Genomic DNA, 24484 nt, shown 5'->3' on the forward strand with positions numbered 1-24484 from the left:
AAGCTAAGCCTTTCAGCGCCGATGGTACTGCATGGGGGACCGTGTGGGAGAGTAGGACGCCGCCGAACAAATTTTAAGCCGCAGGCCCTGAGTGATATCACTCAGGGCCTGCGGCATTTTTGCGTTCAGGACACTTTCCTGGACCCCTCTCGCCTGCTCGGCTGTATTCCCTGGGAGGAAATACAGCCGAGCCTCGGCAGTAATTGCTCTTATTCGCCCGCCGCCCGTGCGAGCTCGATGTCGAGGGACTCGCGTCGAATGCGCTGGTCCATGTACAGCAGCGCCGTCATGCCGGCCGTGACCGGAAGAGTGATCGTGGCGCTGATAACCGCCGCTATACCGATGGAAATGAGAGAGGCCCAGTCGGTCGCATCGGCGGCCGACTGTTGTCCGTAACCGTGGATGAGGACGTCGAAGAAGATGACGACGGCCTGGGCCATGAGGCCGACCAGCAGCGTGATCATCACGGACATGAGCTGAATTCCGAAGACCCGCCACCAGGCGCCCTGCACCAGCTTCGCCGACCGCCGCATCGCTCCGAGCACGCTCTGCTTCTCCAGCATCAGCGCCGGGGCGGCGAGGCTGTAACGAATCCAGAGCCAGGTCGCCACGACCATGGACACCAGGCCGCCCAGCGCCATGAGCGACATCCCTGCCTGCTCGGCTCCGAGCGCGGCCGCCAGCAGGCCCCAGACGATACCGACGGCGAACACACCGACCAGGAGCATCGGCACCAGGACCAGCAGGCCCGCCATCCGCGCCAGCTGCGGCCTGGAGCTGCGCCATGCCTCCCGGGCGGTGACCGGGCGACCCAGCACCGCTCGGCTGACGATCACCGTGAGCAGGGCCGCGGCGGTGATGGAGCCGACCAGGCTGAGCAGCCAGGCCACTCCGAGGCTGCCGAGGCCGTTGCCTATGGCGTCGACCAGTTCCTTCGGCGTCTGCGGGGTCTCCCCGCTCAGTGCGTCGAGCTCCTTCGTGCCGCGCGGCCACAACCGCTCGATCACCGTCGCCACGGTCTGCGTACCCACGGCCACCGTCAGGGAGATGCCGACGACGGAGCGCCAGTGAAGGCGCATCGTGCGGATCGAGCCTTCCATGATCTCGCCGGTCTGCAGCGGGCGCAGCGGAATCACCCCGGGCTGGGGCGCCTGCGGCCGGCCCCCCGCCCACTGGTTCCAGCCCGGCTGAGGGCCCGCACCACCGCGGCCTGCCTGGCCGCCCGGGGCGCCCGGTGCGCCCGGCGCCCCGGACCTGCCCGTGGACGCGTTCGCTCGGGCGCGTGTGCGCTGCCGGGGCGGGCTCGGGGGAGAGGTCGACCAGTCACCCGGTGGAGGCTGTTCCTGTGCCCACTGGGTTCTTTCCCGGTCCTTCTCCTTTTCCTTCTCCTGCTCCGGCTGCTTCTGCTGGTCCTGCGTCGCAGCCGGGTCGCGCTCGTCGGACGGGGAGGATCCGGGCGAGGTCCGGCCCGGAGAGTCAGTCATGTGCGTCTCGCTCCTTCTCAGTGCCCGCCCGTCCGCCGGTTCGGCGGCGAGCGACTTCCGGCAATCGTGTCACGGTGATCCGTGCGGCCCGCGAGCTCGTACGAGGGAGTAATCCCAAGGCGACCTTCAATAGTCGGGGTACGAGCGGCAGACTGGATGGATGGCTGATCAGTTCGCGGCATCCATGGCGTCCGTCGAGCCCGGCTCCGTTCCGGCGCTGAGATGGGAGGAGCCGCCGGAGGGGCCCGTGCTCGTTGTTCTGGACCAGCGCCGGCTCCCCGCGGAGGAGGTCGAGCTGGTGTGCACGGACGTGCCGGCGCTGGTCGACGCGGTCCGTACGCTCGCCGTCCGGGGCGCCCCGCTGCTGGGGATCGCCGGGGCGTACGGGGTGGCGCTGGCAGCCGTCCGCGGTTTCGACGTCGTGGAGGCCGCCGATCTGCTCGCGCACGCACGCCCCACGGCCGTGAACCTCGCCTACGGGGTGCGGCGTGCGCTGGGGGCGTACGAGAAGGCCCTGAAGGACGGCAGCGGGCCTGCTCGCGCCGCCGCGGCCACGCTCGCGGAGGCGCGTGCCCTGCACCGTGAGGACGCCGAGGCCAGCGCGCGGATGGCGGCGCACGGGCTGGCTCTGCTGGAGGAGCTGGTGCCGGGCGGCGGGTTCCGGGTTCTCACGCACTGCAACACGGGGGCGCTGGTCTCCGGGGGCGAGGGCACGGCGCTGGCCGTGGCGGGCGCGGCGCACCGTGTGGGGCGGCTGAGGCGCCTGTGGGTGGACGAGACGCGTCCGCTGCTGCAGGGTGCGCGGCTCACGGCGTACGAGGCGGCCCGGGCGGGGATGGCGTACACGCTGCTCGCCGACAACGCGGCGGGTTCGCTGTTCGCCGCGGGCGAGGTGGACGCGGTGCTGATCGGTGCGGACCGGATAGCCGCGGACGGGTCCGTGGCGAACAAGGTCGGCAGCTATCCGCTGGCGGTGCTGGCCCGCTATCACCACGTGCCGTTCCTGGTTGTGGCCCCGGTGACCACCGTGGACCTCGATACGTCCGCGGGCTCGGAGATCGAGGTGGAGCAGCGCCCGGGGCACGAGATCACGGAGTTTACGGTGGTGCCGCCGGGGGCAGGCGCGGAGCCGGGCACGGGGGTGCCGGTGGCTCCCCTGGGGACGCAGGCGTACAACCCTGCGTTCGACGTCACACCACCGGAACTGGTGACTGCCATCGTCACGGAGAACGGAGTGGTCTCGCCGGTGACCCGGGCGGGGCTGGCGGAGCTCTGCGGCAGGTCACAGCGGGGATCCGGGAGTGAGCCGGCCTGATCCGCACGTGTACTGTCCACCCCTGGCGGCGAACGCTTCCGGAGTTCCGGGTCAACGGGACACACCGAAGTCTGTCAGTCGCGCCAGGTGAGCTCCGTCACCCGGCTCTATGGACCGGATGCGAAAATGGGATGATGTCGATATGAAGGGACGCGTCCTTGTCGTCGACGACGACACCGCACTGGCCGAGATGCTCGGCATTGTGCTGCGTGGTGAGGGTTTCGAGCCGTCGTTTGTAGCGGACGGCGACAAGGCACTTGCTGCTTTTCGTGAGGTCAAGCCCGATCTTGTGCTGCTCGATCTGATGCTGCCCGGCCGGGACGGCATCGAGGTCTGCCGGCTCATCCGCGCCGAGTCCGGCGTGCCGATCGTGATGCTGACGGCGAAGAGCGACACGGTCGACGTCGTCGTCGGCCTGGAATCGGGGGCCGACGACTACATCGTCAAGCCGTTCAAGCCGAAGGAGCTCGTGGCGCGGATCCGCGCCCGTCTGCGCCGCTCCGAGGAGCCCGCGCCGGAGCAGCTGGCGATAGGGGACCTGGTCATCGACGTGGCCGGGCACTCCGTCAAGCGCGACGGGCAGTCGATCGCGCTGACGCCGCTCGAGTTCGACCTGCTGGTCGCGCTCGCCCGCAAGCCGTGGCAGGTCTTCACCCGTGAGGTGCTCCTGGAGCAGGTGTGGGGCTACCGTCACGCGGCCGACACCCGCCTCGTCAACGTGCACGTGCAGCGGCTGCGCTCCAAGGTCGAGAAGGACCCGGAGCGGCCGGAGATCGTGGTGACCGTCCGTGGTGTGGGTTACAAGGCCGGGCCGAGCTGACATGTCGCGCAACGGTGCCGCCCCGGAGCGGGGCGTGGGGCGGCCCGTCGAGACGGCGGGCGGCATATCTTTCTTCCGGCGGCTGTGGCGGGCCGGGCGGATGCTGTCCGACGGCGCGGCCGCGGGGCCGGTCCACCCGGTGCTGAGGCTGTACGTGCGCTGGGTGCGCCGTCCGCTGCTGCCCGCGATGCGCCTGTGGCGGCGCAACATCCAGCTGCGCGTCGTCGCGACGACGCTGCTGATGTCGATGGGCGTGGTGCTGCTGCTCGGCGTCGTGGTCATCGGGCAGGTCCGCAACGGCCTGCTGGAGGCGAAGCGGCACGCGTCGCTGAGCCAGGCCGAGGGCGGTTTCAAGGCGGCGCGGGACGCCGCCGACACCGCGGGGGACACCCGCGCGCAGGACGCCCAGTCCGGCAGCCGCGGCGGCACGGACCCCGGGGCCTGGCTGACGGCCCAGGTGCAGCAGCTCTCCAGCGGCGGGCAGGGCGTCTACCACGTGGTGGCGCTCAGCTCCGGCGGCGGCGACCTCGTCTACGGCGACCTGGGGTACAACGACATGACGTCCGCCGGGGCGCGCGGCCCGCGCGCCTCCGGTGACATCGACCCCGAGGCCAGCATCCCCGCCGACCTGCGCAAACAGGTGGACTCCAAGACCGGTGCGCTGTGGAAGTCGGCGTCGGTCAAGCACAACTCCTCCGACGAGGGCGAGCCGGCGCTGGTCGTCGGCAAGCGGATGTACGACCCCAACGGCAAGGCGTACCAGCTGTACTACCTCTTCCCGTACACCCAGGAGGAGAAGTCGCTGAGCCTGGTCAAGGGCACGCTCGCGACGGCCGGGGTGTTCGTGGTCGTGCTGCTCGGGGCCATCGCCTGGCTCGTGGTGCGGCAGATCGTCACGCCCGTGCGGATGGCCGCGAGCATCTCCGAGCGGCTGGCGGCGGGCGTCCTGCAGGAGCGCATGAAGGTCACCGGCGAGGACGACATCGCGCGCCTCGGTGAGGCCTTCAACAAGATGGCGCAGAACCTTCAGGTCAAGATCCAGCAGCTGGAGCAGCTGTCGCGGATGCAGCGCAGGTTCGTCTCGGACGTCTCGCACGAGCTGCGGACGCCGCTGACGACCGTGCGCATGGCCGCCGAGGTCATCCACGAGGCCCGTGAGGACTTCGACCCGGTCACCGCGCGCTCGGCGGAGCTGCTGTACGGGCAGGTCGACCGCTTCGAGTCGCTGCTGGCCGACCTGCTGGAGATCAGCCGGTTCGACGCGGGCGCCGCGGCCCTGGAGGCCGAGCCGGTCGATCTGCGGGACGTCGTCAACCGCGTGATCGAAGGGGCCCTGCCGCTCGCGGAGCGCAAGGGCAGCAAGCTGCTGGTGCAGGGCGCCGAGCAGCCGGTGATCGCGGAGGCGGACTCGCGGCGCGTGGAGCGCGTGCTGCGCAACCTGGTCGTCAACGCGGTGGAGCACGGCGAGGGCCGGGACGTGGTCGTGCGGCTTGCGGCGGCCGGCGGTGCGGTCGCGGTGGCCGTCCGCGACTACGGCGTGGGTCTCAAGCCCGGCGAGGCGGTCCGGGTGTTCAACCGCTTCTGGCGGGCCGATCCCGCGCGCGCCCGCACCACGGGCGGTACGGGTCTGGGCCTGTCGATCGCCGTGGAGGACGCGCGGCTGCACGGTGGCTGGCTGCAGGCCTGGGGCGAGCCGGGCGGCGGCTCGCAGTTCCGGCTGACGCTGCCGGGCACGGCCGGTGAGACCCTGCGCGGATCGCCGATCCCGCTGGAGCCGGAGGACTCCCGGCGCAACCGCGGGCTGAGCGAGGCCGGGGTGCCGGTGGCCGTGGCCGGCCGGTCCGGCGGCGTGCCGCCGCAGGGCGCCGGGCTGACGCCCGTACCCCCGCAGAACAAGAACGTGCCCGCCGTGGATCCCGCGGCGCTGCCGGGCAGTGGTGCCCGTGTGGTGCGCCCGGGGAGCCAGGACGGCGGCAAGCCCGCGGCCGGGGCCGCAGGAGAACGTGAGGGGCGGGCGCGTGGGCGCTGAACGCAATCGTCGCAGACGGGCGAGCAGCCCGCGGCGGCGGACCGCGGGGTTCGGCGCGCTCGCCGTCAGCGCCGCGCTGCTGGCCGGGTGCGCCTCGATGCCGGACAGCGGCGAGGTGACGGCGGTCGACTCGTCGCAGCGCGCCGACGCGGACTCGCAGGTGCGCGTCTACGGCGTGCCGCCGCACAAGGGCGAGCGGCCGCAGGAGCTGGTGACGGGCTTCCTGGAGGCCACCACCAGCGACGATCCGGACTACGGCACGGCCCGCATGTACCTGGCCAAGGGCAAGCAGCGGGAGTGGGACCCCTCGTGGGGGACGGTCGTGCTGGCGGAGCCGCCGCAGGTGCAGGTGGAGCACTCCGGCGACCGGGACCGCGACTACACGATCACCCTGACCGGCAAGCAGGTCGCGAGGATCGACGCCAAGCACGCCTACAAGCCCGAAGAGGGTGCGTACAAGGAGCGGATCCACGTCGCGCGCGAGAGTGGCGAGTGGCGCATCGACAGGCTGCCGGCCGGGCTGGTGCTCGGCCTCGCCGACTTCCAGCGGATCTACCGGTCCGTCAACAAGTACTACTTCGCGGAGCTGGGCACGTCCGGCTCCGGCAAGGGCCGGGACGTGCTCGTCGCCGACCCCGTCTATCTGCGCAAGCGCATAGACCCCGTGACGTCCACGGTCAACGCCCTGCTGGACGGGCCGACCAACTGGCTGGACCCGGTGGCCGCGACGGCGTTCCCGACGGGCACCAAGGTCGTGGACCGGCGGCTGTCCGTGGACGACTCCAACGCCCTCAGGATCCGGCTCAACGGGAAGGCCGCGGGCACCAACCAGGCGCAGTGCCTGCGCATGGCCGCGCAGCTCCTGTACACCGTCCAGGACCAGTCGGCGAAGGTCGGCCAGGTGGTGCTGCAGCGGGACGACGGCTCGCAGCTGTGCTCGCTGGGACGGGAGGACGCCCGCAAGTACGCGCCCGACCAGGCCGCCGGCCGCGGCGCCGACCAGCAGTACTTCGTGGACGCGCAGCACCGGATGGTGAGCCTGGCCGACGGCGACGAGGAGCCGCGGCGGGTGCCGGGGCCCTTCGGGGCCGACGGGGCCGTGCAGCTGAGGTCGGTGGGCGTGGACCGCAGCGAGCACCACGCCGCGGGCGTGGCGGCCAACGGCCAGGGGCTGTACGTCACCCGCCTGGAGACCGGATCGGCGCTGGGCGAGCCCCGGGTGACGGCGCGCGGTGGGGCGAAGGCCGGGCTGACGGCCCCGAGCTGGGACGGTCTCGGCGACCTGTGGGTGGCCGACCAGGACCCGGAGCGGCCGCGGCTGCTGCGGCTGCCCGGCGGAACGGGCAGCCCTGAGGAGGTCCAGGTGCCCCGCCTCGACGGGCGCATCACCGGGCTGCGGGTGGCGGCCGACGGCGTGCGGATCGCGCTGCTGGTGACCAAGGACGACCGTACGAGCCTGAAGCTGGGGCGGGTCGAACGGCACGCGGGCGCGGGGCGGCTGAGCCTGTCGGTGCAGGAACTGCGCTCGGTGGCGCCGCGGTTGGAGCAGGTCGACGCGGTGTCGTGGGCCGGCGGGAGCCGGCTGCTGGTCGCGGGGAACGAGCAGGGCGGGCTGCAGCAGCTGCAGTACATCGACACGGACGGCTCGCTGTCGAACACCTCCGCGCTGCCGGGCATCACGGGAGTGCGGGGCGTAGCGGCCTCGGAGAGCACGGCGAAGGCGCCGGCGCTGGTGGCCGAGCGGGACGGCGGGATCGTACGCCTGCTGCCGGACAGCAACTGGAAGCTGGTGACCAAGGAAGGCTCCGCCCCGGTCTACCCCGGCTAGCCGCCGGGCGCCGGTTGCGCGGCGCAGGGTTTTCCACAGGGGTGGCGGGGTGCCGCGGCCGGCGGGACAGTGGATCTGTGCGCGGGTGGTGGCAGGAGATCACGGGCCTGGTGCTGCCGGGCGAGTGCGCGGGGTGCGGGCGGCCGCGGTCCGTGCTGTGCGCAGCGTGCCGGGCTGCGCTGGGCGGAGGCGCGGTGCCGGGCGCGGGTGCGGCATGGCGCGTCAGGCCGGATCCTGTGCCGGCCGGGCTGCCGCCGGTCCATGCCGCCGCGCGGTACGAGGGCCCGGTGCGCTCGGCCCTGCTCGCGCACAAGGAGCGCGGGGCGCTGGGGCTGGCGGGGCCGCTGGGGGCTGCCCTGGCGGGTGCGGTGCGTGCTGCGGCCAGTTGTCCAGGGGGTGGCGGGTGGGGCGGGGGAGGGGCCCTGGAGGCCGGTGAAAGACCCTTGCTGCTCGTTCCCGTCCCCTCGGCCCGCCGTGCTGTCGCAGCCCGGGGTCACGACGCCGGCCGGCGCCTGGCCCTCGCCGCCGCGCGTGCCCTGCGCGCCGCCGGCCTCCCCGCCCGTGCGGTTCCCGTGCTGCGCCAGTGCAGGGCCGTCGCCGACCAGGCCGGGCTGGGCGCCCGGCAGCGCAGGGCGAATGTGGCCGGTGCACTGGGGGTACGTATGGGAGGAGAGAGGCTCTTGATGCGCGAGGGGCCGGTGGTGCTGGTAGACGATCTGATGACCACGGGGGCTTCGCTCGCCGAGGCCGCCCGTGCCGTCTCCCTCGCGGGCGGAAGCCTGCTGGGCGCCGCCGTCGTGGCCGCGTCCGGAGTTCCCCCGCGCGAGGCCGAAAAGAAGCGGAACTGAAGGGCAACGTCATTCGTTGCTGATGGTAACGGCAGGGAAACACCTGAATGGAGGTACGTCCCGGTAGGGGCTACCGACAGGCGTCCGAGCGAGATATGTTCGGTTGTGAGGAATGGCAGGGGCTATGCCTTGCATTTCCGAATGGCGCGCTTTGCTCGCTTTCACGGAAGCTTGAAGTCGATGGGGTGCAGACCTTGCCGATGGGGGAGGAGGAGGTGAAAACCGCCAAGTCGGTGGCTCCGGGTATCCCCGGAGTCTGATGCAAGAGGGATGCGCTCCGCACCTTCGGCGGGGCGATCCGGGAACGGAGTTCTGCGTGGACATCGTCGTCAAAGGCCGCAAGACCGAGGTGCCCGAGCGCTTTCGCAAGCACGTGGCCGAGAAGCTGAAGCTGGACAAGATCCAGAAGCTCGACGGCAAGGTGATCAGCCTCGACGTCGAGGTGTCCAAGGAGCCCAACCCCAGGCAGGCCGACCGCTCCGACCGGGTGGAGATCACGGTGCGTTCCCGTGGACCGGTGATCCGGGCGGAGGCCGCAGCAACCGACCCGTACGTCGCACTGGACCTGGCCACCAGCAAGCTCGAAGCACGGCTGCGCAAGCAGAACGACAAGCGCCACACCCGGCGGGGCAACGGCCGCATCCCCGCGAGCGATGTCGCGGCGACCGTCATCGGCGCCGCGGAGCTCACCGACAGCGGTGAACTCGCCGTCGAGCAGGCGGCGGACGGGGTGCCGGTCACCCGCATGGGATCCCTGGAGATCCGTGGCGAAGGCCCTCTGGTGGTCCGCGAGAAGACCCACTCCGCAGCGCCCATGACCCTCGACCAGGCGCTCTACGAAATGGAGTTGGTCGGGCACGACTTCTACCTGTTCGTCGACTCCGACACCAAACAACCCAGTGTCGTCTACCGGCGGCACGCCTATGACTACGGCGTCATCCACCTCAATGCCGACCCGCTCTTCGAAGGAGAGCCCGGTGGTGCGGGCGGGGAGCTGGGCGGCTGAGCCGGGAGGCTCCGGCCTCCCGCGCCATCTGCCGTAACCGTCGGTCCGGTGCCCTCGGGGCGCGCCCCCCGCGCCCCCGGGGCGCCGTCGCGCGACGACGGAAGCAGCGCCCGGCCCCCCGGCATGAAATCATGGCCCGGCGACCAACCACCGGCGCCGGGGAACCGGTTGGGCGGCGCAGCACGCAGCACAGTGCAACCGCGAGGGGCTCTGGGCCTTCAGGGGTCTTCAGGGGGAGGAACAATGGCGGACAGGTTCGGGCCCGTACTCGAGCCCGGCGAGGACGACGACGAGGCCTGCACGGGCAGGGGCGCGGCGCGCGAGGAGCCCATCCGGGTCCTGGTCGTGGACGACCACGCGCTCTTCCGCCGGGGCCTGGAGATCGTCCTGGCGCAGGAGGAGGACATCCAGGTCGTAGGCGAGGCCGGGGACGGTGCGGAGGCCGTGGACAAAGCCGCGGACCTGCTGCCCGACATCGTGCTGATGGACGTCCGCATGCCCAAGCGCGGCGGCATCGAGGCGTGCACCTCCATCAAGGAGGTGGCCCCCAGTGCGAAAATCATCATGCTGACGATCAGCGATGAGGAAGCCGACCTCTACGACGCCATCAAGGCCGGGGCGACCGGCTATCTCCTCAAGGAGATCTCCACCGACGAAGTGGCGACCGCCATCCGGGCCGTTGCCGACGGGCAGTCGCAGATCAGCCCGTCGATGGCGTCCAAGCTGCTCACCGAGTTCAAGTCGATGATCCAGCGCACGGACGAGCGCCGGCTGGTGCCGGCGCCCCGGCTGACGGACCGCGAGCTGGAGGTCCTCAAGCTCGTCGCCACGGGGATGAACAACCGCGATATCGCCAAGGAGTTGTTCATCTCCGAGAACACCGTCAAGAACCACGTGCGCAACATCCTGGAGAAGCTGCAGCTGCACTCCAGGATGGAGGCGGTGGTGTACGCGATGCGCGAGAAGATCCTGGAGATCCGTTAGCTAATCCAGGGCGGTGATGAGCGCTGCGGCCAGCTTCGCGTCGTCGCAGCGCTCGATCCGGACGGCGTCGCAGCCCACCCACTCCGCCGCCTCCCGCAGCGCCGCGGCCATGGGGGCCACGGCCTTGGGCCCGTCGAGGGAGACCTGGCGGGCCACCAGCGTGGATCCGTCGCGCGCCGGGTCGACGCGGCCGAGCAGCCGGCCGCCCGACAGCAGGGGCATCGCGAAATAGCCGTGCATCCGCTTCTCCCTCGGGACGTATGCCTCCAGGCGGTGCGTGAAGCCGAAGATCCGCTCCGTGCGGGGGCGGTCCCAGACCAGCGAGTCGAACGGCGACAGCAGCGTCGTGCGGTGCCGGCCGCGCGGCTGCCCGGCCAGGGCCGCGGGGTCGGCCCACGCGGGCTTCGACCAGCCCGCCACCTCGACCGGCACCAGGCCGGTCCCGTCGATGACGGCGTCCACCTGCTCGCCCTTGAGGCGGTGGTAGTCCGCGAGGTCCGCCCGGGTGGCCACGCCCATCGCGGCACCGGCCTGCGCCACCAGGCGCCGGACGCACGCGGCGTCGTCCAGGTCGTCGTGGAAGAGGGCGGTGGGCACGGCGCGCTCCGCCAGGTCGTACACGCGCTTCCAGCCGCGCCGGCGGGTGCACACCACCTCGCCGGTGTCCAGCAGCCACTCCACCGCGATCTTCGTCTCGGACCAGTCGTACCACTCTCCCCCAGCTACCGCTGGGAGGTGCCCCCAGCCGTTCTTGGCGCCGCCCAGCTCCGTGGCCGTCAGCGGGCCGTCGGCCTTGAGCCGGTCGCGGACCGCCGCGCACGAGCGCTCCGCGTCCTCCATGACGTGCCAGCGGTGCCCGCGGGCCTGGAAGGCCCGGCGGCGGAAGGCGAACAGCGGCCACTCCTCGACGGGCAGGATGCACGCGGCGTGCGACCAGTATTCGAAGGCGTGGTCCCCCGACCAGTACGCCTCCTCGACCGCGGACCGGCCCACCGCGCCCAGCCGGGCGTACGGCACCAGCTCGTGCGAGCGGGCCAGCACCGAGATCGTGTCCAGCTGGACGGCCCCCAGGTGCCGCAGCACGCCGCGCGCGCCCGCCCGCCGGTCCGGCGCGCCCAGCAGGCCCTGGGCGCGCAGCGCCAGCCGGCGCGCGTCATCGGCGGACAGGTGGTGCTCGGGCTTACGGGCCTTGGCGGAGGCGGCAGTTGTCATGGCGGCCACCTTAGGCGGGGGCACTGACAACGGCCGGGGAGCCGGTCAGCCGCGCTCGGGAAACGGCAGGTAGGGGGCGGCGGTGGGCAGGCCCAGGTCCGAGGGGAGCAGGGAGCCGGTCCACGCGTCGCGGCGCGTGCCCCCGTACACGATCTTCGACCGCATGACGCCCTCCATCCGGAATCCGGTCTTCAGGGCCACCGCGCGCGAGCCCTCGTTGCCGGCCTCCGCGTACCACTCCATGCGCTCGACGCCGAGGGTCCCGAAGGCCCAGCGGGCCACCGCGCGGGCCGCCTCCGCGGTGTACCCGCGGCCGCGCTGCTCCTTGGCGGTCCAGTAGCCGAGCTCGGCCTGGCGTTCGGGGGAGCGCAGCTGTGCGAGCCGCACCAGGCACATCGAGCCGGCGAGCCGGCCGCCCTCCCGGGTGAAGGCGCCCCAGGTGTAGAGGGTGTCGTCGCGCCAGCCGGCCGGGCAGGTCTCCTCGATGAAGATCCGGGCGTCCTCGGGCGTGTACGGAGAGGGCACGCTCGTGTACCGGGGGATGTCCGGGTCCTGGCAGGCCGCGTGCACCGCGTCCGCGTCGGAGGGGGCGAAGGGACGCAGCAGCAGACGGTCGGTCGTGAGCTCCATGGGGTCCATGGGCGGAGTGTAAAGAGCCTCAGCCCGGCACCTTCGGGATTATTCGCTCGTTCCATAACCGGGTGACACCGCGGGTGACACCCGGCCCGGGTGATGACGGACCTCCCGGCGCAGCGGGGTCCTCGCTTACGATGGCCGTTGCGGCGGGGACTGTCCCGTCGTGCCCGCGTACCCGCCCCCTGCCCACGGCGGGGGAGAACCGGTGCCAGGCCCGACCGGCAAGGAGCTAGCCTACGTGTCCGTCTTCGGCAAGATCATGCGTGCAGGAGAAGGCAAGATCCTGCGCAAGCTGCACCGCATCGCGGACCAGGTCAATTCCATCGAAGAGGACTTCCTCAACCTCTCCGACGCCGAGCTGCGCGCCCTGACCGACGAGTACAAGCAGCGTTACGCCGACGGGGAGAGCCTGGACGACCTGCTCCCCGAGGCCTTCGCGACCGTCCGCGAGGGCGCCAAGCGCGTCCTCGGCCAGCGCCACTACGACGTCCAGCTCATGGGCGGCGCCGCCCTGCACATGGGCTACGTGGCGGAGATGAAGACCGGCGAGGGCAAGACCCTGGTCGGCACGCTGCCCGCGTACCTGAACGCCCTGTCGGGCAAGGGCGTCCACCTGATCACGGTCAACGACTACCTGGCCGAGCGCGACTCCGAGCTGATGGGCCGGGTGCACAAGTTCCTGGGCCTGTCGGTCGGCTGCATCCTGGCGAACATGACGCCGGCGCAGCGCCGCGAGCAGTACGGCTGCGACATCACGTACGGCACGAACAACGAGTTCGGCTTCGACTACCTGCGCGACAACATGGCGTGGTCGCAGGAGGAGCTGGTCCAGCGCGGGCACAACTTCGCCGTGGTCGACGAGGTCGACTCGATCCTGGTCGACGAGGCCCGTACGCCGCTGATCATCTCCGGCCCGGCCGACCAGGCCACCAAGTGGTACGGCGACTTCGCCAAGCTGGTCACGCGCCTGAAGAAGGGCGAGCCGGCCAACCCGCAGAAGGGCGTCGAGGAGACCGGCGACTACGAGGTCGACGAGAAGAAGCGCACGGTCGCCATCCACGAGGCAGGCGTCGCCAAGGTCGAGGACTGGCTGGGCATCGACAACCTCTACGAGTCGGTCAACACCCCGCTGGTGGGCTACCTCAACAACGCCATCAAGGCGAAGGAGCTCTTCAAGCGGGACAAGGACTACGTCGTCATGGACGGCGAAGTCATGATCGTCGACGAGCACACCGGCCGTATCCTCGCGGGCCGCCGCTACAACGAGGGCATGCACCAGGCCATCGAGGCGAAGGAAGGGGTGGAGATCAAGGACGAGAACCAGACCCTCGCCACGATCACCCTCCAGAACTTCTTCCGCCTCTACAGCAAGCTGTCCGGCATGACCGGTACGGCCATGACCGAGGCCGCCGAGTTCCACCAGATCTACAAGCTCGGCGTGGTGCCGATCCCGACCAACCGGCCGATGGTCCGCATGGACCAGTCCGACCTCATCTACCGCACCGAGGTCGCCAAGTTCGACGCCGTGGTGAAGGACATCGCCGAGAAGCACGAGAAGGGGCAGCCGATCCTGGTCGGCACCACTTCCGTGGAGAAGTCGGAGTACCTCTCCCAGCAGCTCTCCAAGCGCGGCATCCAGCACGAGGTGCTCAACGCCAAGCACCACGAGCGCGAGGCCTCGATCGTCGCGCAGGCCGGCCGCAAGGGCGCCGTCACCGTCGCCACGAACATGGCCGGCCGCGGCACCGACATCAAGCTCGGCGGCAACCCGGACGACCTCGCCGAGGCGGAGCTGCGCCAGATGGGTCTCGACCCGGTGGAGCATGTCGAGGAGTGGGCGGCCGCGCTGCCCGGCGCCCTGGAGCGGGCCGAGGCCGCGGTCAAGGCCGAGTTCGAGGAGGTCAAGGAGCTCGGCGGCCTCTACGTGCTCGGCACCGAGCGCCACGAGTCGCGCCGCATCGACAACCAGCTGCGCGGTCGTTCCGGCCGTCAGGGCGACCCGGGCGAGTCCCGCTTCTACCTGTCCCTGGGCGACGACCTGATGCGCCTGTTCAAGGCCCAGATGGTCGAGCGCGTGATGGCCATGGCCAACGTGCCCGACGACGTGCCGATCGAGAACAAGATGGTCACCCGGGCCATCGCCTCCGCGCAGTCCCAGGTCGAGCAGCAGAACTTCGAGACGCGTAAGAACGTCCTGAAGTACGACGAGGTGCTCAACCGCCAGCGCGAGGTCATCTACGGCGAGCGCCGCCGCGTCCTGGAGGGCGAGGACCTGCAGGAGCAGATCCAGCACTTCATGGACGACACCATCGACGACTACATCCGCCAGGAGACCGTCGAGGGCTTCGCCGAGGAGTGGGACCTGGAGCGGCTGTGGGGCGCCTTCAAGCAGCTCTACCCGGTGAAGGTCACCATCGAGGAGCTGGAGGAGGCGGCGGGCGACCGCGCGGGCATCACGGCCGAGTTCATCGCCGAGTCCATCAAGGACGACATCAACGAGCAGTACGCGGCGCGCGAGGAGCAGCTGGGCTCCGACATCATGCGCGAGCTGGAGCGCCGCGTGGTGCTCTCGGTGCTGGACCGCAAGTGGCGTGAGCACCTCTACGAGATGGACTACCTGCAGGAGGGCATCGGCCTGCGGGCCATGGCCCAGAAGGACCCGCTGGTGGAGTACCAGCGCGAGGGCTTCGACATGTTCCAGGCCATGATGGAGGGCATCAAGGAGGAGTCCGTCGGCTACCTGTTCAACCTGGAGGTCCAGGTCGACCAGCAGCTGGAGGAGGTCCCGGTCGAGGAGACCGCGCCGTCCCTGGACAAGGTCCAGGACACCATCCCCGCGGCCCGTCCCGAGATCCGTGCGAAGGGTCTCGCGCAGCCGCAGCGGCCGGACCGGCTGCACTTCTCGGCCCCGACGGTCGACGGTGCGGGCGGCACGATCGAGACCGACTACGCCAGCGACGACACCGGCGAGTTCCGCTCGGCGGCGGACGGCATGACCCGCGCCGAGCGCCGCAAGGCGCAGAAGAACAGCGGCGGCCGTCGCCGCAAGAAGTGATTCCGGCGGTTCGCCGGGCTTGAGCCTTCGGGCGTGAGCCTTCGGGCGTGAGCCTTCGGGCGTGAGGCGGGGCGGGACACCCAGGTGTCCCGCCCCGCCTCACGCGTGTCAGCGGCGGGTGCCGCCGAGCTCCACGGCCGAGCACCGCCAGCGCTGGTCGGCGCAGCGCTCCAGGCGGAAGGCGAGCGCGAGCAGCCGGTCCCCGGAGGTGATCCGGGCGAAGGCCTCGATGACGCCCGGGGAGGGCCGGAACTCGTCGCAGTGCCTGACGGCGGGGCTGCGGCCCGGCGGGGCGGGCAGCAGCGGCGCGTGGGGCGCCAGGGCGGCCAGCTGGTCGTACGCCGCGCCCAGGGTGTGGCCGAGCATCCAGTGGACGGGGCGCTGGCCGCTGAGGGTGAGCAGGAGCCGCTCGGCGAACCAGTAGCGCGGCAGGCGCTCGCGTTCGCGGCGGCGCGCGGCGGGGTCCGGGGCCGGGCGGCGGGAGTCGGTGCGCCGCGCGGGTGCGGTCCGGGCGGCGGGCCTGCCGGTGCGGCCGGTCGTCCTCCCGCCGGTGGTCCTGTTGATGCCGGTCCTCATACTGGCCGCCCCCTCGCGGTGCCGGGCCCGGTGGGATTACCGGGCGGTAGCTTCCGTCGGGTGATCTTCTATCGGGGGCGACGGAGGGCGGCAAGGACGGAGCCCGGGCCCGCGCCGCCCGCGGCTCCTTCACCTATTCGGGGGACCCGGGGGCGGTGCGGGGCGGCCGGGTGCCGCACGGCGCGACACAAGGCGCCGCCGAGCCGCCCGTAAGCGGCTCACCTGCACTTCGAAGGGGGACGCGCGCCCGTATGCTGACCTCACAACCGAAACGTCCCCAGGATCGAAGGAAAGCGGCGGTCATGCGCGTCTACGTCCCCTTGACCCTCCCCGGTCTCGCCGAGGCGCACAAGGCGGGAGTGCTGGGTCCGGCCCCGCTGGACGCCTTCGCCATCACCCCGGCCCTGCGCGAGTGGTACCGCTCCGACGACGTGGAGGAGCTGGAGTACGCGGCCCTGGGGCGCGCCGCCCAGGGCTCCCTGCGCCTGCTCGCCGCCGACCCGGAGGCGCCCCGCCGCCGCGTGGTCGTCGCGGTCGACGTGCCCGAGGGCGCCGTGGCCACCGACCCCGAGCGCGGGCTGGACCAGTCCGCGTACGGCGAGGTGCGGCTCTCGGAGGCGGTGCCGCTGGCGAAGGCCGCGGCCGTGCACGTCGACTCCGGCGACGCCGAGGAGGACGTCGCGGCGGCCGCCGCGGCGCTGGGCGCCGCCGACCGCGGTGACGACGACGCGCAGTTCACGGTCGACGGGGCCGAGGACCACGAGCTGATGTGGTTCGGCGTGCAGGAGATCCCCAACCTGATCTAGGGCCGGCTCCGACCGGGGGCGGCGTTGTCACAGCCGCCCCGTACAGTTTTCGCATGGGGAAGCACGCGGCCCACATCGTGTGGGACTGGAACGGCACGCTCTTTCACGACGTCGACGCGGTGATAACGGCGACCAACGCCGCCTTCGCGGAGATCGGCCTGGAGCCGATCACCCTGGAGCGCTACCGCGCGCTGTACTGCGTCCCCATCCCGCGCTTCTACGAGCGGCTGATGGGCCGCCTCCCCACCGCCGCCGAGTGGGAGCACATGGACGGGGCCTTCCAGCGGCACTACCACGACCACCACCTCCGCTGCGGCCTCGCGGAGGGCGCCGAGAAGCTGCTGGAGCGCTGGCAGGAGACCGGCGGCACCCAGTCGATCATGTCGATGTACGGGCACGAGGACCTGATGCCGCTCGTGCGCACGTTCGGCATCGAGCGGAGGTTCGTCCGGGTGGACGGGCGGACGGGCCCCTCCGGCGGCAGCAAGGCCGAGCACATGGCCCGCCACGTCGCCGGCCTGACGGCCGAGGGCATACCCGCGGCGCGCACGGTCGTCATCGGCGACGCCCTCGACGACGCGGTGGCGGCGGCCCACGTGGGTGCGCACGCGGTGCTGTACACGGGCGGCTCGCACGACCGGGCCGGGCTCGCCGGGGCCGGGGTGCCCGTCGTGGACACGCTGGTGGAGGCCGTCGCGGAGGCGGAGCGGCTTACCCGCTGACCGCGCTGTCCATATCGTCAAAGATGGGCCCCGGGTTTTGTACACAAACCGCTCGTGACGCCTCCCGGGGGAAGAGCGATAGCCTTACGGGGTGATCAGCGCGATATCCAGCGGGGGCGACGGCGCCCCTGTCCTGCGCCCGGAGTGCCACGGCACCCGGGAAGCCGCTGGTCGCCCGGGCGGAGCGCATTCGGCCGAATCGGCCCGGACCGCTCCGGTCATCCCTCATTCCGGCATACCGTCGAAGACGACCGGAGACCCCGCGTCGCGGCGTGATGCCTTCACCACCTATGTCACGCAACGGCGCGCGACAGGAGCCAGAGGACATGCAGACCAAGCTGGACGAAGCCAAGGCAGAGCTGCTCGAGAGGGCGGCCCGCGTCGCTGAGAACAGCCCTGCCGGGGGGCCACAACCGACCGGGCCGAAGGGCGAGGCGGGACTCGACCAGGAGACCCTGACCGCGTACCTCCAGCGCTACTACCTGCACACGGCGCCGGAGGACCTCACGGGCCGCGATCCGGTCGACGTCTACGGCGCCGCGGTCTCGCACTACCGCCTCGCCGAGAACCGCCCGCAGGGCACGGCCAACGTCCGGGTGCACACCCCGACCGTCGAGGAGAACGGCTGGACCTGCAGCCACTCCGTCGTCGAGGTCGTCACCGACGACATGCCCTTCCTGGTCGACTCGGTCACCAACGAGCTCTCCCGCCAGGGCCGCGGCATCCACGTCGTGATCCACCCGCAGGTCATCGTGCGCCGTGACGTCACCGGCCGCCTGCTCGAGGTCCTCGGCTCCAACTGCGAAGCCCACGGCAGCGGCAAGGACGCCGTCCTGCCGCACGACGCGCTCACCGAGTCCTGGATCCACGTCGAGATCGACCGCGAGACCGACCGCGGCGACCTCAAGCAGATCACCGCCGACCTGCTGCGCGTCCTCTCCGACGTCCGCGAGGCCGTCGAGGACTGGTCCAAGATGCGCGACGCCGCCCTGCGCATCGCCGACGGCCTCCCCGGGGAGCCCCTCCCCGGCGACGTCGCCCCGTCGGACACCTCCGAGGCCGGCGAGCTGCTGCGCTGGCTGGCCGCGGACCACTTCACCTTCCTCGGCTACCGCGAGTACGAGCTGACGAAGGTCGCCACCGAAGGCGGCGAGGAGGACATGCTCAGCGCCGTCCCCGGCACCGGCCTCGGCATCCTGCGCTCCGACCCCCACCACGACGAGCAGCAGCGGGCGGGCGGCCCGCACTCGCACCTGCCCCGCCCGGCGTCCCCCTCGTTCAACCGGCTGCCCGCCGACGCCCGCGCCAAGGCCCGCGAGCACAAGCTGCTCGTCCTCACCAAGGCCAACAGCCGCGCCACCGTCCACCGGCCCTCCTACCTCGACTACGTCGGGGTGAAGAAGTTCGACGCCGACGGCAACGTGGTCGGCGAGCGCCGCTTCCTCGGCCTGTTCTCCTCCGCCGCGTACACCGAGTCCGTGCGCCGCGTGCCCGTCGTCCGCCGCAAGGTCCAGCAGGTCCTCGCCGACGCCGGCTTCACGCCCGACAGCCACGACGGCCGCGACCTCCTCCAGATCCTGGAGACCTACCCGCGCGACGAGCTCTTCCAGATCGCCGCCGAGCAGCTGCGCTCCATCGCCACCAGCGTCCTCTACCTCCAGGAGCGCCGCCGGCTGCGGCTGTACCTGCGCCAGGAGGAGTACGGGCGCTACTACTCGGCGCTGGTCTACCTCCCGCGCGACCGCTACACCACCGGTGTGCGGCTGCGCCTGATCGACATCCTCAAGGAGGAGCTCGGCGGCTCCAGCGTCGACTTCACCGCCTGGAACACCGAATCGGTCCTCTCCCGGCTGCACTTCGTCGTCCGCGTCGAGCCGGGCGCGACCCTGCGCGAGCTGACCGACGCCGACGCCGACCGCATCGAGGCCCGCCTGGTCGAGGCCGCCCGCTCCTGGGCGGACGGCTTCGCCGAGACGCTGACCGCCGAGGTCGGCGAGGAGCGCGCCGCCGAGCTGCTGCGCCGCTACGGCCAGGCCTTCCCCGAGGGCTACAAGGCCGACCACAACCCCCGCAGCGCCGTCTCCGACCTCGGTCACCTGGAGAAGCTCACGGTGGCCGGCGGCGACCGCGACTTCGAGCTCAGCCTGTACGAGCCGGTCGGCGCCGCCCCCGGCGAGCGCCGCTTCAAGATCTACCGCACGGGCGAGCCGGTCTCGCTGTCCGCCGTGCTGCCGGTGCTCCACCGCCTCGGCGTCGAGGTCGTCGACGAGCGCCCGTACGAGCTGCGCTGCTCGGACCGCACCACCGCCTGGATCTACGACTTCGGTCTGCGGATGCCCGAGCGGATCGAGGGCGACGACGCCCGCATCCGCTTCCAGGAGGCCTTCGCGGCCGTGTGGACCGGCGCCGCGGAGAACGACAACTTCAACAACCTGGTCCTGCGCGCCGGCCTGGACTGGCGGCAGGCCATGGTGCTGCGGGCCTACGCCAAGTACCTCCGGCAGGCCGCCTGGCCGTTCAGCCAGGCGTACATGGAGGACACCCTCAGCAACAACGTCCACACCACCCGCCTGCTGGTCAACCTCTTCGAGGCCCGGATGTCGCCCGCGCTCCAGCGCGCCGGCAACGAGCTCATCGACGGCCTGCTGGAGGAGCTGGACGGCGCCCTGGACCAGGTCGCCAGCCTGGACGAGGACCGCATCCTGCGGGCCTTCCTCACCGTCATCAAGGCCACGCTGCGCACCAACCACTTCCAGCGCAACGCCGACGGCACGCCGCGCCCCTACCTGTCCCTCAAGCTCGACCCGCAGGCCATCCCCGAGCTGCCGGCGCCCCGCCCGGCCTTCGAGATCTGGGTGTACTCGCCGCGGGTGGAGGGCGTGCACCTGCGCTTCGGCAAGGTCGCGCGCGGCGGTCTGCGCTGGTCCGACCGGCGCGAGGACTTCCGCACCGAGATCCTCGGCCTGGTCAAGGCCCAGATGGTGAAGAACACCGTCATCGTGCCGGTGGGCGCCAAGGGCGGTTTCGTCGGCAAGCGCCTGCCCGACCCGTCGGTGGACCGCGACGCGTGGCTGGCCGAGGGCATCGCCTCGTACAAGACGTTCATCTCCGGCCTCCTCGACATCACCGACAACATGGTCGGCGGCGAGGTCGTGCCCCCGAAGGACGTCGTCCGCCACGACGAGGACGACACCTACCTCGTCGTCGCCGCCGACAAGGGCACCGCGACGTTCTCCGACATCGCCAACGAGGTCGCCCAGTCCTACGGCTTCTGGCTCGGCGACGCCTTCGCCTCCGGCGGCTCGGCCGGCTACGACCACAAGGGCATGGGCATCACCGCCCGCGGCGCCTGGGAGTCGGTCAAGCGCCACTTCCGCGAGCTGGGCCACAACACCCAGACGCAGGACTTCACTGTCGTCGGCGTCGGCGACATGTCCGGTGACGTCTTCGGCAACGGCATGCTGCTCTCCGAGCACATCCGCCTGGTGGCCGCCTTCGACCACCGCCACATCTTCATCGACCCGGCCCCGGACGCGGCCGTCTCCTACGCCGAGCGCCGCCGCCTGTTCGAGCTGCCGCGCTCGTCCTGGGCCGACTACAACACCGAGCTGCTCTCCCAGGGCGGCGGCATCCACCCGCGCACCGCCAAGTCGATCCCGGTCAACGCCCACGTGCGGCAGGCCCTCGGCATCGAGCAGGGCATCACCAAGATGACCCCCGCCGAGCTGATGAAGGCCATCCTGCGCGCCCAGGTCGACCTGCTGTGGAACGGCGGCATCGGCACGTACGTCAAGGCCTCGGCCGAGTCCCACGCGGACGTCGGCGACAAGGCCAACGACGCCATCCGCGTCGACGGCCAGGACCTGCGCGTCAAGGTCGTCGGCGAGGGCGGCAACCTGGGCCTGACCCAGCTCGGCCGGATCGAGTTCGCTTCCAACGGCGGCCGGATCAACACCGACGCCATCGACAACAGCGCCGGCGTGGACACCTCCGACCACGAGGTGAACATCAAGATCCTGCTCAACTCGCTCGTGATCGACGGCGACATGACCGTCAAGCAGCGCAACAAGCTCCTCGCCGAGATGACCGACGAGGTCGGCGAGCTGGTCCTGCGCAACAACTACGCGCAGAACGTGGCCCTGGCCAACGCCGTGGAACAGGCCCCCAGCCTGCTCCACGCCCACCAGCGGATCATGCGCCGCCTCGGCCGGGACGGCCACCTGGACCGGGCCCTGGAGTTCCTGCCCAGCGACCGGCTGATCCGCGAGCGGCTCTCCGCGGGCCGCGGGCTGACCCAGCCGGAGCTGGCCGTCCTGCTGGCCTACATCAAGATCACCACGGCCGAGGAGCTGCTCGCCACCGGGCTGCCGGACGACCCGTACCTGGAGCGGCTGCTGCACGCCTACTTCCCGCAGGCGCTGCGCACCGGCTTCGCCGAGCAGGTCGACGCCCACGCCCTTCGCCGGGAGATCATCACCACCGTCCTGGTCAACGACACCGTCAACAGCGGCGGCTCGACCTTCCTGCACCGCCTGCGGGAGGAGACCGGGGCCTCGCTGGAGGAGATCGTCCGGGCGCAGGCCGCGGCCCGCGCCATCTTCGAGCTGGGCTCCGTGTGGGACGCCGTCGAGGGCCTGGACAACGTGGTCGCGGCCGACGTGCAGACCCGCATCCGGCTGCACTCGCGGCGTCTGGTCGAGCGCGGCACCCGCTGGCTGCTCAACAACCGGCCGCAGCCGCTGGAGCTGGCCGGGACGATCGAGTTCTTCCACGACGGCGTCGCCAAGGTCTGGGCCGAGCTGCCCAAGCTGCTCAAGGGCGCCGACATGGAGTGGTGGCAGTCCATCCGCGACGAGCTGGTGGACGCCGGGGTGCCGGACGAGCTGGCCGTGCGCGTGGCGGGCTTCTCCTCCGTCTTCCCGGCCCTGGACGTCGTCGCGGTCGCCGACCGCGCCGGCAAGGAGCCGCTGGACGTGGCCGAGGTCTACTACGACCTCGGGGACCGGCTGCACATCACCCAGCTGATGGACCGGATCATCGAGCTGCCGCGCGCGGACCGCTGGCAGTCCATGGCCCGCGCCTCCATCCGCGAGGACCTGTACGCGGCCCACGCCGCGCTGACGGCCGACATCCTCTCGGTGGGCAACGGCTCCTCGACGCCGGAGCAGCGCTTCCAGGCCTGGGAGGAGAAGAACGCGGCGATCCTCAGCCGGGCGCGCACCACGCTGGACGAGATCCACGGCTCGGACGCGTTCGACCTGGCCAACCTGTCGGTGGCCATGCGGACGATGCGCACCCTGCTGCGGACGCACACCTGAGCCGTGTGCCGGAGCGCGCGCCCGGGCAGCCCGCCCGGGCCGCGCGCCGCGTCGAATTGACGCACGGCTGACGCCGGAGTGAACAAGGGACGGCCTTGGGGACAAACCCCCCGGGGCCGTCCTTTTGCCGTGCTATGAGGGACGGATGAAGGCCGTTTCCCGGTTGACGTCCGGGCCCTCCCCCGATGCCCTGTCCGTCGGCGCGCGCCGCGCCGCACCGCCCTCGCCGCCCGTGCCCCCGCGCCACGGGACGGCCCGCGCGGTGGCCCTCTACCTGGCGGTGTCGGCGGTCGGCTTCGCGGTGCTCCTGCTGGTGAGCCGCCATCTCGGGCGGGGCCCGGAGGCACTGCTGCACCGGTGGGACAGCGGCAACTACCTGCACATCGCCGAGCGCGGCTATCCGGGAGAGATCCCCTACGGTCCGGACGGGGAGCCGAAGTTCAGCAGGCTGGCGTTCTTCCCGCTGGTGCCCGGGCTGATCCGGTCGGTGCGGCTGGTGACGGGGCTGTCCCTGGCGTGGTCCGGGGTGGTGGTGTCGTGGACGGGCGCCGCGGTGGCCGCCGCGGGGGTGTTCCGGCTGGTGCGCGCCGTGGGCGGCCGGCCGGGCGCCGGGTTCGCGTGCGTGGCGCTGTGGGCCTGCTCGCCGTACGCGTTCGCGCTGTGGGTGCCGTACTCGGAGGGCGTGTTCAGTGCGGCCCTGATCTGGGCGCTGGTGGCCATACTGGCGCGGCGCTGGCTGACGGCGGCCGCGCTGTGCGTCGTGGCGGGGACGGTGCGGCCGAGCGCGACGGTGCTGGTCGGCACGGTCGTGCTGGCCGCGGGGTGGGAGGTGGTGCAGCGCCGGGGCGGATGGCGGGCCTGGGTGGCGCTGCTGACGGCGCCTCTGGGGCTGCTGGGGAGCTGGCTGTACCTGGGGAGCAAGGTGGGCCGGGTGGACGGCTGGTTCGAGGCGGAGCGCGCGTGGGGCCAGTCCTTCGACTTCGGCGCGGGCACCGTGCAGGTGCTCAAGGGGATGCTGCTCTACCGGCACGCGGGCCGGATAGGCGATCTGCGGTCGGCCGCTGTGATCGCGGTGGTGGTGCTGGGGGCGATCGGGGTGCTGGCGCTGGCGCGGGACCGGAAGGTGCCGTGGCAGCTGGTCGTGGCGGTCGCGGGGGCGTGGGTGCTGATGGTGGGAACGCCGGGTTCGCCGTTGTCCAAGCCGCGCTTCATGCTGCCGTTCCTGCCGGTTCTGCTGCTGTTGGCGGCCAGGCCGCTCGCCCGTGCTCCGCTTGGGGTGCGGGTGTGTCTCTACGGTGGGGGTGCGGTGGTCTCGGGGTGGTACGCGGCGGGGTTGCTGGTGCTGTTCGAGGGGTCGCCGTGAGAGGCGGGGTCGCCGGGCGCCAGGGCCCTGAACACCCAGGCGCGGTAGGACCAGAAGCGGAAGAGCGTGGCGGCGCCGATGCCCAGGAACTTGAAGAGGTTGTTCTGGAACGGGGTGTCCCAGCCGAAGGAGTACGTGGCGACGTAGAGGACCCCGTTCTCGATGACCAGCCCGATGGCGCTGAAGGCGGCGAAGAGGGCGACCTGGCGGCTGCGCCGGCTCCGGTCGCGGTCGCGGTAGGCGAAGTGACGCAGGCCCAGGTAGTTGAAGGCGATGGCGACCACGGTCGCGATCACGCTGCAGCGCACGACCGGGAGGCCGGTGACCGTACGGCAGAGGTTGAAGACCGCGAGGTTGACGACGATGCCGAGACCGCCGACGGCGCCGAACTTGGCGAATTCCCGCCCGAGGGCCGCGAGCCCCGACGTCGCCGCTGGTCGCAAGGGTCGCAAGGGCCTCTCCCATTACGGTCGTCCCGGTAT

17 protein-coding genes and 1 rRNA gene are annotated in these 24484 nt (G+C 71.6%); 13 read left to right on the forward strand and 5 right to left on the reverse strand.

All coding sequences use genetic code 11. The features are described 5' to 3' along the window. Positions 1-68: ribosomal RNA gene (gene rrf, locus ACFPP6_RS36675) — 5S ribosomal RNA — on the forward strand; the annotation flags it as partial. Positions 69-209: 141 nt separating this feature from the next. Here rrf and ACFPP6_RS33950 read toward each other — a convergent pair. After that, positions 210-1484 (reverse strand): DUF7847 domain-containing protein, encoded by a 1275-nt coding sequence (locus ACFPP6_RS33950; RefSeq protein WP_382050470.1) that lies wholly within the window; start codon positions 1482-1484, stop codon positions 210-212. Between the two features lie 160 nt (positions 1485-1644). Here ACFPP6_RS33950 and mtnA point away from each other — a divergent pair, with 160 nt between their 5' ends. The 7 genes from mtnA to ACFPP6_RS33985 all read left to right on the forward strand — a co-directional run bounded on the left by mtnA (position 1645) and on the right by ACFPP6_RS33985 (position 10314). Then, a complete protein-coding gene (mtnA, locus tag ACFPP6_RS33955; RefSeq protein ID WP_382050472.1) occupies positions 1645-2799 on the forward strand; it encodes an S-methyl-5-thioribose-1-phosphate isomerase in 1155 nt (384 codons plus the stop codon). A gap of 142 nt (positions 2800-2941) precedes the next feature. Continuing rightward, positions 2942-3619 (forward strand): two-component system response regulator MtrA, encoded by a 678-nt coding sequence (mtrA, locus tag ACFPP6_RS33960; RefSeq protein WP_055539974.1) that lies wholly within the window; start codon positions 2942-2944, stop codon positions 3617-3619. A gap of 1 nt (position 3620) precedes the next feature. Then, complete coding sequence (gene mtrB / locus ACFPP6_RS33965) at positions 3621-5648, forward strand: MtrAB system histidine kinase MtrB (protein ID WP_382050475.1); 2028 nt, start codon at positions 3621-3623, stop codon at positions 5646-5648. Then, the gene (locus tag ACFPP6_RS33970; RefSeq protein WP_382050477.1) at positions 5638-7476 is read left to right on the forward strand and encodes an LpqB family beta-propeller domain-containing protein; all 1839 of its coding nucleotides are present in this window, start codon (positions 5638-5640) and stop codon (positions 7474-7476) included. Before mtrB ends, ACFPP6_RS33970 begins: the two co-directional genes overlap by 11 nt. A gap of 443 nt (positions 7477-7919) precedes the next feature. After that, on the forward strand, positions 7920-8324 hold the full coding sequence (locus tag ACFPP6_RS33975; protein WP_382050480.1) for a ComF family protein: 405 nt from the start codon (positions 7920-7922) through the stop codon (positions 8322-8324). Positions 8325-8640: 316 nt separating this feature from the next. Further along, positions 8641-9330 carry a ribosome hibernation-promoting factor, HPF/YfiA family gene (hpf, locus tag ACFPP6_RS33980; RefSeq protein WP_382050482.1) on the forward strand — a complete coding sequence of 230 codons (690 nt, stop codon included), beginning with the start codon at positions 8641-8643 and terminating at the stop codon, positions 9328-9330. A 243-nt stretch (positions 9331-9573) separates the two neighbouring features. After that, positions 9574-10314, forward strand: coding sequence for a response regulator (locus ACFPP6_RS33985; protein WP_058044204.1), 741 nt, complete (start codon positions 9574-9576; stop codon positions 10312-10314). Here ACFPP6_RS33985 and ACFPP6_RS33990 read toward each other — a convergent pair whose 3' ends face one another. Both ACFPP6_RS33990 and ACFPP6_RS33995 read right to left on the reverse strand, forming a co-directional pair. Continuing rightward, on the reverse strand, positions 10315-11526 hold the full coding sequence (locus tag ACFPP6_RS33990; protein ID WP_382050485.1) for a winged helix-turn-helix domain-containing protein: 1212 nt from the start codon (positions 11524-11526) through the stop codon (positions 10315-10317). It lies immediately after the preceding gene. 45 nt (positions 11527-11571) lie between these two features. Continuing rightward, positions 11572-12165 carry a GNAT family N-acetyltransferase gene (locus ACFPP6_RS33995; protein ID WP_382050487.1) on the reverse strand — a complete coding sequence of 198 codons (594 nt, stop codon included), beginning with the start codon at positions 12163-12165 and terminating at the stop codon, positions 11572-11574. A gap of 235 nt (positions 12166-12400) precedes the next feature. Here ACFPP6_RS33995 and secA point away from each other — a divergent pair, with 235 nt between their 5' ends. After that, positions 12401-15217, forward strand: a complete 2817-nt coding sequence (gene secA, locus ACFPP6_RS34000) for a preprotein translocase subunit SecA (protein ID WP_382050490.1) — start codon at positions 12401-12403, stop codon at positions 15215-15217. A 108-nt stretch (positions 15218-15325) separates the two neighbouring features. Here the strand turns inward: secA and ACFPP6_RS34005 are convergent, their stop codons facing one another. Further along, on the reverse strand, positions 15326-15793 hold the full coding sequence (locus tag ACFPP6_RS34005) for an Rv3235 family protein (protein WP_382050492.1): 468 nt from the start codon (positions 15791-15793) through the stop codon (positions 15326-15328). A 302-nt stretch (positions 15794-16095) separates the two neighbouring features. On the opposite strand from ACFPP6_RS34005, the gene ACFPP6_RS34010 reads away from it, so the two are divergent. The 4 genes from ACFPP6_RS34010 to ACFPP6_RS34025 all read left to right on the forward strand — a co-directional run bounded on the left by ACFPP6_RS34010 (position 16096) and on the right by ACFPP6_RS34025 (position 24002). After that, positions 16096-16599 (forward strand): DUF6912 family protein, encoded by a 504-nt coding sequence (locus ACFPP6_RS34010; protein WP_168096513.1) that lies wholly within the window; start codon positions 16096-16098, stop codon positions 16597-16599. A gap of 53 nt (positions 16600-16652) precedes the next feature. Continuing rightward, positions 16653-17321: an HAD family hydrolase gene (locus tag ACFPP6_RS34015; protein WP_382050494.1), complete on the forward strand. Its 669-nt coding sequence runs from the start codon at positions 16653-16655 to the stop codon at positions 17319-17321. Between the two features lie 326 nt (positions 17322-17647). Continuing rightward, the gene (locus ACFPP6_RS34020) at positions 17648-22639 is read left to right on the forward strand and encodes an NAD-glutamate dehydrogenase (RefSeq protein WP_382050496.1); all 4992 of its coding nucleotides are present in this window, start codon (positions 17648-17650) and stop codon (positions 22637-22639) included. Positions 22640-22784: 145 nt separating this feature from the next. Further along, a complete protein-coding gene (locus ACFPP6_RS34025; RefSeq protein WP_382050498.1) occupies positions 22785-24002 on the forward strand; it encodes a hypothetical protein in 1218 nt (405 codons plus the stop codon). On the opposite strand, the gene ACFPP6_RS34030 is transcribed toward ACFPP6_RS34025, so the two are convergent. Continuing rightward, a complete protein-coding gene (locus ACFPP6_RS34030; RefSeq protein WP_382050500.1) occupies positions 23930-24454 on the reverse strand; it encodes a GtrA family protein in 525 nt (174 codons plus the stop codon). The genes ACFPP6_RS34025 and ACFPP6_RS34030 overlap by 73 nt on opposite strands. Between the last annotated feature and the right edge of the window lie 30 nt (positions 24455-24484).

The sequence above is a fragment of the Streptomyces aureoversilis genome (assembly GCF_042657885.1).
Classification (GTDB): domain Bacteria; phylum Actinomycetota; class Actinomycetes; order Streptomycetales; family Streptomycetaceae; genus Streptomyces; species Streptomyces aureoversilis.

Bases quoted from the DNA above. Each gene is read 5' to 3' on its own strand.
- mtrB (WP_382050475.1), top strand. From the start codon at position 3,621: ATGTCGCGCAACGGTGCCGCCCCGGAGCGGGGCGTGGGGCGGCCCGTC.
- ACFPP6_RS34010 (WP_168096513.1), top strand. From the start codon at position 16,096: ATGCGCGTCTACGTCCCCTTGACCCTCCCCGGTCTCGCCGAGGCGCAC.
- ACFPP6_RS34005 (WP_382050492.1), bottom strand. From the start codon at position 15,793: ATGAGGACCGGCATCAACAGGACCACCGGCGGGAGGACGACCGGCCGC.
- mtrA (WP_055539974.1), top strand. From the start codon at position 2,942: ATGAAGGGACGCGTCCTTGTCGTCGACGACGACACCGCACTGGCCGAG.
- ACFPP6_RS34025 (WP_382050498.1), top strand. From the start codon at position 22,785: ATGAAGGCCGTTTCCCGGTTGACGTCCGGGCCCTCCCCCGATGCCCTG.
- ACFPP6_RS33995 (WP_382050487.1), bottom strand. From the start codon at position 12,165: ATGGACCCCATGGAGCTCACGACCGACCGTCTGCTGCTGCGTCCCTTC.
- ACFPP6_RS33950 (WP_382050470.1), bottom strand. From the start codon at position 1,484: ATGACTGACTCTCCGGGCCGGACCTCGCCCGGATCCTCCCCGTCCGAC.
- ACFPP6_RS33990 (WP_382050485.1), bottom strand. From the start codon at position 11,526: ATGACAACTGCCGCCTCCGCCAAGGCCCGTAAGCCCGAGCACCACCTG.
- ACFPP6_RS34015 (WP_382050494.1), top strand. From the start codon at position 16,653: ATGGGGAAGCACGCGGCCCACATCGTGTGGGACTGGAACGGCACGCTC.
- ACFPP6_RS33985 (WP_058044204.1), top strand. From the start codon at position 9,574: ATGGCGGACAGGTTCGGGCCCGTACTCGAGCCCGGCGAGGACGACGAC.
- ACFPP6_RS34020 (WP_382050496.1), top strand. From the start codon at position 17,648: ATGCAGACCAAGCTGGACGAAGCCAAGGCAGAGCTGCTCGAGAGGGCG.
- mtnA (WP_382050472.1), top strand. From the start codon at position 1,645: ATGGCTGATCAGTTCGCGGCATCCATGGCGTCCGTCGAGCCCGGCTCC.